General features: G+C 40.2%; 10 protein-coding genes. 4 read left to right on the top strand and 6 right to left on the bottom strand.

Annotated elements, in window-relative coordinates; translation table 11 throughout:
* Positions 1–325: 325 nt before the first annotated feature.
* From BM107_RS18230 to BM107_RS18210, 6 genes are all read right to left on the bottom strand, one after another.
* A complete protein-coding gene (locus tag BM107_RS18230) occupies positions 326–796 on the bottom strand; it encodes a DinB family protein (RefSeq protein WP_090985928.1) in 471 nt (156 codons plus the stop codon).
* Positions 797–879: 83 nt separating this feature from the next.
* On the bottom strand, positions 880–1,050 hold the full coding sequence (locus BM107_RS24885) for a hypothetical protein (RefSeq protein ID WP_166672360.1): 171 nt from the start codon (positions 1,048–1,050) through the stop codon (positions 880–882).
* A gap of 159 nt (positions 1,051–1,209) precedes the next feature.
* Positions 1,210–1,461, bottom strand: coding sequence for an FUSC family protein (locus tag BM107_RS18225; RefSeq protein WP_090985926.1), 252 nt, complete (start codon positions 1,459–1,461; stop codon positions 1,210–1,212).
* A 186-nt stretch (positions 1,462–1,647) separates the two neighbouring features.
* Complete coding sequence (locus tag BM107_RS18220; RefSeq protein WP_090985924.1) at positions 1,648–2,763, bottom strand: acyltransferase family protein; 1,116 nt, start codon at positions 2,761–2,763, stop codon at positions 1,648–1,650.
* Between the two features lie 199 nt (positions 2,764–2,962).
* On the bottom strand, positions 2,963–3,436 hold the full coding sequence (locus tag BM107_RS18215) for a hypothetical protein (protein ID WP_090985922.1): 474 nt from the start codon (positions 3,434–3,436) through the stop codon (positions 2,963–2,965).
* A 51-nt stretch (positions 3,437–3,487) separates the two neighbouring features.
* Complete coding sequence (locus BM107_RS18210; RefSeq protein ID WP_090985920.1) at positions 3,488–3,910, bottom strand: SMI1/KNR4 family protein; 423 nt, start codon at positions 3,908–3,910, stop codon at positions 3,488–3,490.
* A 591-nt stretch (positions 3,911–4,501) separates the two neighbouring features.
* On the opposite strand from BM107_RS18210, the gene BM107_RS18200 reads away from it, so the two are divergent.
* The 4 genes from BM107_RS18200 (at position 4,502) to BM107_RS18185 (ending at position 12,257) form a co-directional block, all read left to right on the top strand.
* On the top strand, positions 4,502–8,878 hold the full coding sequence (locus BM107_RS18200) for a CusA/CzcA family heavy metal efflux RND transporter (protein ID WP_090985916.1): 4,377 nt from the start codon (positions 4,502–4,504) through the stop codon (positions 8,876–8,878).
* Positions 8,879–8,889: 11 nt separating this feature from the next.
* The gene (locus tag BM107_RS18195) at positions 8,890–10,053 is read left to right on the top strand and encodes an efflux RND transporter periplasmic adaptor subunit (protein WP_090985914.1); all 1,164 of its coding nucleotides are present in this window, start codon (positions 8,890–8,892) and stop codon (positions 10,051–10,053) included.
* A gap of 181 nt (positions 10,054–10,234) precedes the next feature.
* Positions 10,235–10,837, top strand: a complete 603-nt coding sequence (locus BM107_RS18190; protein WP_134204736.1) for an MFS transporter — start codon at positions 10,235–10,237, stop codon at positions 10,835–10,837.
* 301 nt (positions 10,838–11,138) lie between these two features.
* Entirely contained in the window at positions 11,139–12,257 is a 1,119-nt protein-coding gene (locus tag BM107_RS18185) for a Gfo/Idh/MocA family protein (protein ID WP_090985910.1), read from the top strand.
* Positions 12,258–12,499 lie beyond the last annotated feature (242 nt).

Genomic DNA, 12,499 nt, shown 5'->3' with positions numbered 1-12,499 from the left:
CTACCATTGACGTTATTTTGTAATTACCTATTAATGAGCAGAATGCGGCATCATGCATTTCCGTATAGCTAGGCCATAGCACCGTATCACCGTTCTACTTAAAACCGGCCTAATAAATTTTTCGGACTGCACTGTTCTAGCCATAACACTGGCTTTGAAAGAAAAATTTTCAGCCGGCATTTTTTGTTACTTTTTGATGCCAAAAAGTAAGAGCCCTTCGGCGGCGGTGAGCCGAGGCAAGAATTGTGCGAAGGAAAAAACGTCAATCATATTGATTTTTTTATCATAAATTATCCCTCAGGATGACAATGATACAGTTTTTTATTTAATACCTATCCCAGAAAAATGGAGGTTCAATACCTAATGCCCTCAAATAAACAAAGCCCTGCCCACGGTGGTGTATTTCGTTATCGATGAAATATAAGAGGTGACTAATGATGGTAAACTCATACATTCCAAACAATTTGATGGTGTCGTGAAGCTGTTCTTCATTTATTTTATTAAAGTATGCTGCAATTTTGGTAGTATCCTCATCCCATTTCGTTAGTAACTCTTCTTTGGTATGCAACGGAAGATCATGATTAAAAGGTGAAGTTTCTCCCGTTACCATTTCCTTTAAACCCGGAACATCAATCGATAGTAATTCTTTAATCAATGCTGAAAATGGTCTCATTCCACCGATTGAGAATTCGAATAATTCTTTTTCAGGAAATTTTTCAATGGTTTTTCGGGTTAGCTTTCGGTGACCTAACCAGTGTTGTAGTAATTCGCTTTTGGTAATCATAACTGCTGACATTTTGTTATATTATTTAATAGAACAAAACTAAAACCAGCTTATGACAACCGCCTGTCACTCAAAAAAGATTAAATATTTCATTTTTAATTTCTTTTTTGTTGCCCCGGAGCAAATGGTCTGGCCGATTTGGAAGCCGTACCTTTTTTAGCCTGCCCCGGAGGCACTTTTCCGCTGTTGCCGGCTGTTCTTGTGCTATAACAGGCACTGGAAAGCAGCATTACCGATAACGTTACAATAAGATATATCTTTTTCATAATCATACTAGAGCGATAACTGTGCCAAATGGAGGTTTTTCCCTCCGATTAGTAGTGTCAAGCTTGTTGAGACTGTACAGAGCGGTAGCTACCATTAAACCCTCATTATGAGTTTAAAGCTTTCAGGATATGATCAGGATATGGGGTTTAATTCTCTATCTATTTAAATCTTCTTTCTTTTAACAAGTTTTCTAATTCGCTGTTATCATATTTGGAATTATTAACCAGTTTATAGATGAAAAACAAAGGGATGAGTGTTAAAAAGCCTAATGTATTTTTTGCCACGCTAAAAAATATAATGCCAGCCAGAAACCCTATTAACAATGCATTCATTACGGCTGCCGATTTCTTTTTCTTTGCTTCCTGCAGTAATTCCTGGTCCGTTAATTCTGATAGTTTTTTCGTTTCCATTTTGGTGAGTTAGTACGTTTTTTAGTTAATGATTCCGGTCAATATGCCAAATATAAATAATTGGTGCCACAAGCATCCTGGTTTGCGTTTTAAAAAATTGGGAAATCACCTATCCGAAAACGTAATTTTAAAACTGTACCTAACGTTACGGCTTTTGGTAACAACATTCAAAGAATGATACTCAGGTTATGCAAACTTTTTTCGTAACCATTTACGGACTGGTTCATCATACCACTTTAAAGTGGCATAGGCTAAAGCAACACTTCCTATTAAAATGACTAAAGCGTATGGCCAGGCCTTTATAATGGTAATGCCGTTATGGTTACTGATCCAGGCCACATAAAAATAAACCAAAGGATAATGCACCAGATAAAGCGGGTAGGATAGATCACCCAGAAATTTGCATATCTTGTACTCCGATTTTGTTTGCAACACGCCGCTGGCACCAATGTACACAATAAGTGGAAAAGCGATGATGATACATATCGACTCATATAACCCATTCATCCAAAGATGCTGAGCACCACCAATGCGGGGCATATAAAGTATCAGGGCAATTAATACGCTGCACCATAAAAAAGCATTTTTAATTTTGGCAGGCTTCGCAACGCGGGAAAGCAACAAACCTGCAAAGAAAGGGTACATGGTCCGGGTAAAACCAATACGTACCTGTTCTACGTTTAATGTCCAGCCACCACTTACATCTCCATTGGTAATGGCCAGATGGGCCAATGCAATGGCTGCGATCACTACTAAGATGCTTAATGCTGTTTTTGAAAATTTTCTGATCCATACCGCATAAAGAATATTGGCTATGTATTCAAAAAATAACGACCAGCCTACACTGTTCATCGGATGCATTTCTTGCCAGCCACGTATGTCAAGTGATAGTGGTATGGGCAGAATGGTATAACCGATCAGCAATACCAGTAACATCTTCCACAGCGGTACGGTATGAATGAGCGGCCATATCGCAGAGTCTGTAAAATAGAATCCGATAGCGCCAAGGGTCATACCCAAAATGACCATGGGTTGCAGACGTACGATACGGCGCTTGAAAAAACTGCCGACACTCATTTTATTCCATCTGTCGTCATAAGCATAACCCATCACAAAACCCGATAACAAAAAGAACAAATCTACCGCGAGATAGCCGTGGTTCACCAGGATGTCAAGGTGGCCGGTTCCAAGCGGTTCGGTTAAATGAAAGGTGACAACAATTATAGCAGCAATACCCCGCAGACCATCCAGTATAGGGTAATGCGGCTTGGTAATTAACTCATTACCCGGTTTAATATTCATGTAAAGGCTTTAAAAAAAGGTAAGCCATAAAAATAGCCAACATTCCTTGCCGCATCACTTTGCATCTATAATGATACGTAAGAAGTAAACCATTGCTTTGGGAATGATTTAAGAAAGAAGATTAAGTTATTTTTCTAGACACTGAGTCACGCAAGGTCTTGTGTATGATCTTGAGAGTGGTTTTCATTGAGATTCGAAACTACCACTCACTTTCTAATGTATTTTCTATAACCCAAGGTATATTGATTTCAATTTCAATCTGAACTAAATCATTTTTATCCTTAAAATAGGTTAGATCGTTGCCGTTTGTAAAACCGATTTTAAAAAAATCTGTTATAGGATTTAGTTTAATTGTTTGTGACTCATTAAGTAAGGCTAAACAATCAGTGCCTTCAAAGCTTCCTTTAAAATGAAATATTAAACTATAACGATGTGTACCATCGTTTTCTTTATACATTCGCCAAACCTCACTTTCTTTATGATAATCTATACCAAGTTGATTGAATAAATTTTTAACCTGTTCTGGGAATATGTTATTTCTATTTTGAATATAATTTAAGCAATCATTGCAATTACAATCCTCCGCACTACCATTTTCAACGGCAGTATAGGTAAATTTCGTGCTTTCATGATCAACTGATAACACCCAATCCTTAAATGTAAATACAGTCACAGTTGTATTCTCCAGTCTAATATTAGGTTTGTTAGTATCGTGTGTTTGTAATTATTCAAACCACGCTTTTCGATTGTCTAAACGTTCTAAAAAATCTGTGAAAGAAATTCCTATTTCAATGTGCGCTTTTTTATCTATTATAAAGGTAGATAATACGATTCTCAAACTATTATCATTTAATTGTTCTATTGCAATATATTCTCCGCCACCATTTCCCCCAATCGCCAGTGTGTTTGGTAAGTATTCGAAAATTTGGTGATCGGTATTCATTTTAATTACATCGTCAAAGTCCCACAGCCGAACATATTGGTCACCAATAATGCCTTCAAATTCCAGATAGTTTGAAGCGAAAGCTTTATAATCATTAGGAAGTTTGAAGTTTATTGCTTTTTCAGATTCCTCAAAAGTGGTCTTTAGTTTGTCTGTCCGTTTGATGAAATTATATTTTGTTAGTATTTCTTCAAATCTTTCCATATAGGTGGAGCATGATGTTAATTTAGATCCCCAAGATATTAATTTTTATCGGGATAGTAATTACTAATAGATAGATAAATAGTCTTCCTAGGATCAAAAACAGGATGGGGATTTAATAAAACCAGTTTTGTAAATTAAAAACTTAAATCATTACATTTGCCCTTGGTGAAAAACTTTATATTCCTTTTTTCTTTTTATTTGATCCTTCTGGGCCTAATGCCCTGCCAGGACAAGGAAGATATGGTTTCAAGGTTTCAAACCGAAAGCATCGTACAAAGTGGTCATACTAAAGCTGAACATGCACATGGAGAAGCCTGTCCGCCAATCTGTAGCTGTGCCTGCTGCTCGGTCGGTCAGCACTTCCCTTCAGAAAAGTTAACCAACCTCACTATTCCGGTATTTCGCAAACCATACCCAATTTTCAAATGCTCTGCATTGAAAAAGCAACCCATTGATATCTGGCAACCGCCTAAACTCGTTTAATCAATTTATCTTATTGCTGTCCGTGAAAAGACAGTTTCTTACCTGCATATTTTGTGCTACACAGCGCAATAATGCCCTGCTATTTATTGATTTTTGATTTAAACAACCATGTTGAACAGAATAATACAGTTCTCCATCAGGCAAAAACTGCTGGTGGGAATTTTGATGCTGGCGCTCATTGCCTGGGGAATCTACTCCCTGAGGCAACTTCCTATAGATGCGCTTCCGGATATTACCAATAACCAGGTCCAGATTATTACTTCGTCTCCAAGCAATGGCGCAGTAGATATCGAGCGTTTTGTAACCTATCCGGTAGAGCAGACCATGGCCACTATTCCTGGAATAGAAGAAGTCCGTTCTTTTAGCCGGTTCGGTCTTTCAGTTGTAACGGTCGTGTTCAAGGAAAATATAGAAATTTACTGGGCCCGTCAACAAGTGAGCGAAAGGCTTACTGAAGTAGAAAGAGCTATTCCAAAGGGGATCGGCACACCAGAAATTGCACCTTTAACTACCGGGCTTGGAGAGATTTACCAATATGTTATCCATCCTAAAAAAGGATATGAAAAGAAATATGATGCCACCGAGCTTCGCACCATTCAAGACTGGATTGTTCGCCGCCAGCTTTTGGGTGTGGAGGGTATAGCAGATGTGAGCAGCTTTGGCGGCTACCTTAAGCAGTACGAGATTGCCATTAATCCGGATAAACTCAGAAGCATGAATATCTCCATTAGCGACATTTTTAAGGCGCTTGAGAAAAACAACCAGAATACCGGCGGATCATACATCGATAAAAAGCCTAATGCCTATTTTATCCGGAGCGAAGGACTGATCAACAGTATAGACGATATTGAGAATATTGTGGTAAGGACAAATGAAAACAGTACCCCTGTGCTGATCAGAAATGTAGCTGAAGTGAGGATCGGAGCGGCCACCAGATATGGTGCCATGACCAGGAACGATCAGGGTGAGGTAGTAGGCGCGGTAGTGATGATGTTAAAGGGCGCCAACTCATCAAAGGTTATCAAAAACGTAAAAACCCGGATGGATCAGATAGCCAAAAATCTTCCGGAGGGGGTTGTCATTGAGCCATTCCTTGATCGTACCAAATTGGTAAACAGTGCCATTGGCACAGTAACCAAAAACCTGGCAGAAGGTGCATTAATTGTGATTTTTGTATTGGTGCTGCTTTTAGGGAATTTCCGCGCCGGATTGATTGTGGCTTCGGTGATTCCGCTCGCCATGCTTTTTGCCATCTGTTTGATGAACCTTTTTGGCGTCAGTGGAAACCTGATGAGCCTGGGTGCGATAGACTTTGGACTCATTGTAGATGGCGCGGTTATTATTGTAGAAGCCTCACTTCATCATCTTGGGCTTCGCCAAAACAAAAATAAGTTAAGCCAGCAGGAAATGGACGCAGAAATTTTTGAATCTGCTTCCAAAATCCGTAACAGTGCCGCTTTTGGCGAAATCATTATCCTGATTGTTTATCTCCCGATTTTGGCTCTGGTAGGAATAGAAGGTAAAATGTTCAGGCCAATGGCGCAAACAGTAGCCTTTGCTATTTTAGGTGCTTTTATCTTATCGTTAACGTATGTACCGATGATGAGTGCACTTTTTCTAAGTAAAACCATCAATACCAAAAGAAATATTTCAGACCGGATTATGTCTTTTTTTCAACGCGTATATACGCCGATGCTCAACTTTGCATTGCGGGCAAGAGTGGCAGTTGTGGGTATTGCAGTTGGATTATTTGTGCTTGGCCTGGTCATTTTCAATTACCTGGGGGCCGAATTTATTCCTACATTGGAAGAGGGCGATTTTGCCGTAGAAACCAGGGTGCTTACCGGAAGCAGCCTTTCGCAAACCATTGAAGCCTCTACGCGTGCAGCGAAAGTATTAAAGGCAAATTTTCCGGAGGTAAAGGAGGTTATCGGAAAGATTGGCTCCAGCGAAATTCCTACCGACCCGATGCCGGTAGAAGCCTGTGACCTGATTATTATCCTCAAAGATAAGCGCGATTGGACAACTGCTTCAACGAGAGATGAACTGGCAGAAAAAATGCAGACCAAGCTCGAACAGTATATCCCGGGAGTTACTTTCGGTTTCCAACAGCCCATACAAATGCGTTTTAATGAACTTATGACTGGCGCAAGGCAAGATGTGGTAATCAAAATTTACGGAGAAGATTTTTCTAAGCTCAGTACCTACGCAGCGCAGGTTGGTGCTATAGCCGGCAAAATAAAAGGGGCACAGGATATTTATGTGGAACAGGCTTCGGGACTTCCACAGGTGATCATCAAATTTCATAGAGAAAAGATTGCACAGTTCGGATTGAATATTGAAGATGTGAATACGGCTATCCGTTCGGGATTTGCGGGAGAAGTGGCTGGTTTGGTATTCGAAGGCGAAAAACGGTTCGATATGGTTGTCCGCCTGGAAAAGGAAAACAGGCAGTCGCTTGATGACGTGAAAAATCTGTTTGTTACAGCACCTAATGGCAACCAGATTCCGCTGGAACAACTGGCCGATATCGAGTATAAGGAAGGACCTAACCAGATTCAGCGCGATGATGCAAAGCGACGGATTACTGTCGGTTTTAATGTGCGTGGAAGTGATGTAGAAAGTATCGTAAAGGAAATTCAGCAAAAGGTTGATGCAGAAGTTAAGTTTTCACCAGGATATTACCCCACCTTTGGCGGTACTTTCGAGAACCTGCAGGCAGCCAATAAAAGATTAAGTGTTGCCGTACCGCTGGCCTTATTGCTCATCTTACTGTTGCTTTATCTTACTTTTTCATCCATTAAACATGCACTGTTAATTTTTACCGCCATCCCTTTATCCGCTATTGGTGGTGTATTTGCCCTTTGGGCACGTGGTATGCCCTTTAGTATCTCTGCAGGCATAGGCTTTATAGCGCTATTTGGTGTTGCGGTACTTAATGGTATTGTACTTATCAGTGAATTTAACAGGTTAAAAAAAGAAGGAATGAAAGATATACAGGAAATTATCAGAAAAGGAACCTCGGTTAGGCTGCGCCCGGTTATTATGACGGCCCTTGTAGCCTCTCTGGGTTTTCTTCCAATGGCCATCTCTGGCGGAAGCGGTGCTGAAGTGCAGCGACCGCTGGCTACGGTTGTGATCGGCGGACTAATCTCTGCAACACTGCTAACCCTTTTGGTACTTCCGGTGCTTTATATCTGGATTGAAAAAATGGGCAGTAACAAGGTAAAAATATCACCGATAGCAGGCATTATTGTCGTATTTATTGCGTTTTTTGGATTGCAGCCTGCTAAGGCGCAAACTTCGTTAACGCTTAAACAGGCCGTATCTGCAGCGCTGGAAAACAACCGGATAATAAACGGGGCTAACCTTGATGTAGCCTTGCAACAGACACTTAGAAAAGGCACTTTCGAACTGCCTAAAACGGAAATATCCATGCTTTACGGCCAATACAATAGTCTGGTTAAAAACGATAATAACATTACCGTTTCTCAGACCATTCCTTTTCCAACGCTCTTCGCGGCAAATGCGGCGTTGGGTAATGAACGGATCAAAGCAGGCCAGCTTCGGGTGGCTTCCAGTAAAAACGAACTTGTATTTCAGGTGAAAACGGTTTATACCAATCTTCAGTATCTGTATTCAAAGGAGAAACTATTATATGAGCAGGATAGCATTTATAAGGGTTTTTTAAAATCGGCGTCGCTCAAGTATAAAACAGGCGAGGGTAATCTGCTTGAAAAGGTTGCTGCGGAAACACAGCTTAAGGACGTACAGAGCCTGCTTGACCAAAATGGATCTGATATTGAAATTTATAAAGCGCAGCTTGCTACGCTTCTTGGTAGGGGTAGCCTACCCTCAATTGCCGACAGATTTTTAACAGAAACATCCGAAATTTCTATCGGAGACACTGCGCTTCTACATGAAAATCCTGCCATAGCCTATTTCAGACAGCAGGTTGTAATCGCCGAAAAGCAACGCAAAGTAGAATTGGCAAAAGCCTTACCCGACTTTACACTTGGCTATTTCAATCAATCGCTAACCGGTTTTCATAAAGTTGATGGAAATGATGTTTTCTTTGGTCGCGACAAACGTTTCCAGGGCTTTCAGGTAGGCCTTTCCGTTCCTTTATTTTATAGAGCTTATGCCGTAAAGGCAAAGGCAGCATCAATTAATAAGGATATTGCCTCGAACGATCTGGAACTTCAGCAACGAAAATTGATGGGCCAATATCAACAGGCTTTAAGCGAATACCTGAAAAACAGAAAACGTTACGACTATTTTGTCACCTCAGCCTTAGCCAATGCTGCCTTAATATTAAAAAACAGCCGCATTGCTTATCAAAACGGAGAAATAGGTTATTCAGAATACCTGATAAACCTTAAACAGGCAAATGGTATTTACGAAGGCCGGCTGATGGCCTTGCTCCAGTTAAGCCAGAGCATCAATCAAATTGAATTTTTAACCGGTAACCAGCAATCATTTTAAACATAAATATCATGAGATCCATATATAAATTTCTTATCCTGGCGTCCTTTCCGTTTTATTTGGCTGGCTGTAGTCGTCAAAGCGCAGAAAAAGAACCTGAAAAAGAAAGCGTTCATGAAAAGAGCGATATTGTAACGCTTACCCCGGAACAGCAAAAGCTATCCGAAATTACCCTTGGCGAAATTGAGCTGAAAGAATTAAGTGGAACAACAAAAGTAAACGGCATGCTCGACCTCCCTCCACAAAGCCTGGTATCAATATCTACACCGCTGGAAGGAATTTTGAAAAGCACCAATATGTTGCAGGGAAAACGCGTAGCCAAAGGGGCGCTCGTAGCGGTTATGCAAAATCCGGAATTTATTCAGATGCAACAGGATTACCTGGATTATAAAAGCCAGCTACAGTACCTGAAAGAGGAGTTAGACCGCCAGGAAGAATTGGCAAAGGAAAATGTAAATTCTAAAAAAGCATTGCAGAAAGCAAGAAGCGAATACCAAAGTGTGAGTGCAAGGTTGCTGGGGCAACGGTCAAAACTTTCCCTGATGAATATTAGTTTTTCGGCATTGGAGAAAGGACAGATTCAAAAAACCTTTAATTTATATACCCCAATTGCAGGCTATGTTACGCAGGTTAATACCAATATAGGTGCCTTTGTGAGTACAACCGATGTGATGTTTAAAATTGCCGATACCGAACACCTGCATGCTGAACTTACCGTGTTTGAAAAAGACGTACCCAAGCTTAAACTGGGGCAGAAGGTTCGCTTTGTACTCGCTAACGAAGAAAAAGAACGTATGGCCACGGTTTACCTCATTGGTAGGGAAATTAGCAAAGAGCGTACCGTACAAATCCACTGTCACCTGGATCAGGAAGATACGCAATTGCTTCCGGGTATGTATCTTAAAGCCTATGTAGAAAGCGGCGTGAGCAAGGTTGAAGCATTACCCAATGCGGCAATTGTTGAATTTGAAGGTAAAAAGTTCGTCTTTATCGAACAGCCACCTAGCAGAAGTAATAAAACTTATCGCTACAGGATGATGGAAGTAAAAACCGGTGTCGCCGAAAATGGTTATACCCAAATTTCTTTTGCGGAACAGATTGATAATGCGAAAGTAGTGGTCAAAGGCGCCTATGATTTGTTAAGTAAGGTAAAAAATACCGAAGAGGAACATTAATTGAAACCAAAAAATTGCTTTTTTTATTAAGATGTTTTATGTTTAATAAATTTTGGCTTAGTTGAGTCTGGAGACTCAACACTATTCCTGCTCCGTAGAGTCGCTTTGCTTAACTCTACGGAGAGATGGGGAAAAGAGGCGATTATTATATTATCTTTCTAAATTAATTTAAATTATAAGCTTGAAGCGTATTTTAGAGATCATATTACCAATCTCCGCTATTTTTTCATTGGGTATTGGTATATGGCAAATGTTGCAAACGAAAACAATGATTCTTCCTTCCTGGTTTTTGGTTGCGATTTCCTTACCTGGCACGCTGCTTTTATCTTTTGCTTTCGGTTTTATATTGAAAAAACTGCTAAATTCAAAATGGCAGACCTCAATATTTACCTCCATATTTGTAATCATATTTTGTTCTATATTTTACATAAGTGAACATAAGCCGGTTTATATTATTATTGTTCCAAAAAACTATGTTGGAGAAGTTAGATTGTTTCTGTCTAATAAAAATGATTTTTCCATCAATGAATACGGTATCGGTTATATTGATAGGAGAACTTTCAATGATGGTTTTTATCCAAAAATCATCCAGACAGGGAATGATATAACCAAACAAATAAAAGAGTATGGCAAGGGTGCATCTGCAACTACATCAGAAGATGCTTACTCTTTTAATCATCTGTCTTTTCATATCCTGGATAGCGGAAAGAAAGTAGATGGCAAAGATATTGAAGAACTAATCAGGATTAAAGCAATAGATACTGCGCGTCTATATAAAAAATAAACGCCTTAGTCTGTTCGTAGCCTTGCTCCTGTAGTTTGAATCAGGAAGAATGCCGATCAAATTTGATTGGGTTGCTCTTGAGTCTGGAGACTCAACACTATTTGTGCTCCGTAGAGTCGTTTTGCTTAACTCTACGGAGAGATGTGTCCTTCAAATAAAGCTTCAAACCATATCCTTAAAACCAAAAGTAACTTTTTAGTGTTACCTATCATAAAGTAAATCAATCCTTTAAGCTTGGATATTTCAGATGAATATATGGGTTGATGCTTTGCCAGATAAGTTACATAGCCACAGGATAAATATGAATACCAGAAGAGACTTTCTACAAAAAATGGGTGCATCAGCATTGATGTTGCAATTAAGTTCCATATCAGCATTTGCTGATGCTCCCGAAGAAATCAAGCAGCCTTATGATGGTAGGGTACTCCGGGTAGCCATTATGGGTTTGGGTGGATATGGTACCCGGGTAGCAGAGGCGATGAAAGCCTGTACCAAGGCTAAACTGGTAGGTGTAATTAGTGGTACGCCTTCAAAAATTAAAGATTGGCAAGCCAAGTACAACATTCCCGAAAAGAATTGTTATCACTACCAGAACTTTGATGAGGTGAAAGATAATCCGGATATAGATGCCATTTATGTAACTACACCAAATGCCCTGCACCATGGTCAGGTTATTCGTATAGCAAAAGCCGGAAAACACGCGATATGCGAAAAGCCGATGGCATTAAATGCCAAAGAAGGTCAGGAGATGGTTAGTGCCTGTAAAAATGCAAATGTGAATTTACTGGTTGGTTATCGAATGCATTTTGAACCCCGTACGCTGGAAGTGATCCGAATGAGAAACGCGGGCGATTTCGGCAAGATCATGTTTTTCCAGGGGCAATGTGGCTTTAAAATAGGCGACCCCACGCAGTGGCGATTAAATAAAGCGCTGGCAGGCGGCGGATCCATGATGGATATTGGGATTTATGCGATTAATGGGGCAAGGTATATGGTTGGCGAAGAGCCGATTTGGGTAACAGCCCAGGAAACCAAAACCGATCCGGTAAAGTTTAAAGAAGGTGTGGATGAAACCATTCAATTTCAGCTGGGTTTTCCCGGCGGAGCAGTGGCGTCCTGCTTATCCAGTTATAACATCAACCACCTGGATCGATTTTTTATGAGTGGCGATAAGGGATTTGCAGAAATGCAACCTTCTACCGGTTATGGTCCAATCAAAGGCAGAACCCATCTGGGCGAACTCACGCAGCCGATAACCACGCATCAAACGGTACAGATGGATGAGATGGCAAGCATTATTTTTGAAGATAAGAGACCGGTAGTTCCTGCAGATGGAGAGGAAGGCTTAAAAGACCTTAAAATTATTGATGCCATTTATGAAGCCGTAAAAACAGGGAAGAAGATCAGGTTAACGGTTTAAGCAACGGCTTTAAATGGGTAATGGCGTTCAATGATGATTTTGCAGCAATAGAGATGATAAGCGCTAAGGCTAGTTTTTAAATTAACTATATATCATAAAGAAAGCGGCCCAGGCCGCTTTCTTTATTTCTGAACAATGATATGGTATTTAGCTTTGGTATTTGTTGAGCCATCAAACCAGATGGTATATATTTTTCCGGCTTGTTTTTTTAACCTTTACAAATAATGCCAACGCCCGGATTT

The organism is Pedobacter suwonensis, from assembly GCF_900111825.1.
In the GTDB taxonomy this organism is placed as follows: domain Bacteria; phylum Bacteroidota; class Bacteroidia; order Sphingobacteriales; family Sphingobacteriaceae; genus Pedobacter; species Pedobacter suwonensis.
Note: the sequence above shows the minus strand (reverse complement) of the source record. Positions and strands in the feature narration are given on the sequence as shown.

Coding starts and splice junctions, on each gene's coding strand:
- BM107_RS24885 (WP_166672360.1), bottom strand. CDS start 1,050: ATGAAAAAGATATATCTTATTGTAACGTTATCGGTAATGCTGCTTTCC.
- BM107_RS18185 (WP_090985910.1), top strand. CDS start 11,139: ATGAATACCAGAAGAGACTTTCTACAAAAAATGGGTGCATCAGCATTG.
- BM107_RS18210 (WP_090985920.1), bottom strand. CDS start 3,910: ATGGAAAGATTTGAAGAAATACTAACAAAATATAATTTCATCAAACGG.
- BM107_RS18230 (WP_090985928.1), bottom strand. CDS start 796: ATGTCAGCAGTTATGATTACCAAAAGCGAATTACTACAACACTGGTTA.
- BM107_RS18200 (WP_090985916.1), top strand. CDS start 4,502: ATGTTGAACAGAATAATACAGTTCTCCATCAGGCAAAAACTGCTGGTG.
- BM107_RS18220 (WP_090985924.1), bottom strand. CDS start 2,763: ATGAATATTAAACCGGGTAATGAGTTAATTACCAAGCCGCATTACCCT.
- BM107_RS18225 (WP_090985926.1), bottom strand. CDS start 1,461: ATGGAAACGAAAAAACTATCAGAATTAACGGACCAGGAATTACTGCAG.
- BM107_RS18195 (WP_090985914.1), top strand. CDS start 8,890: ATGAGATCCATATATAAATTTCTTATCCTGGCGTCCTTTCCGTTTTAT.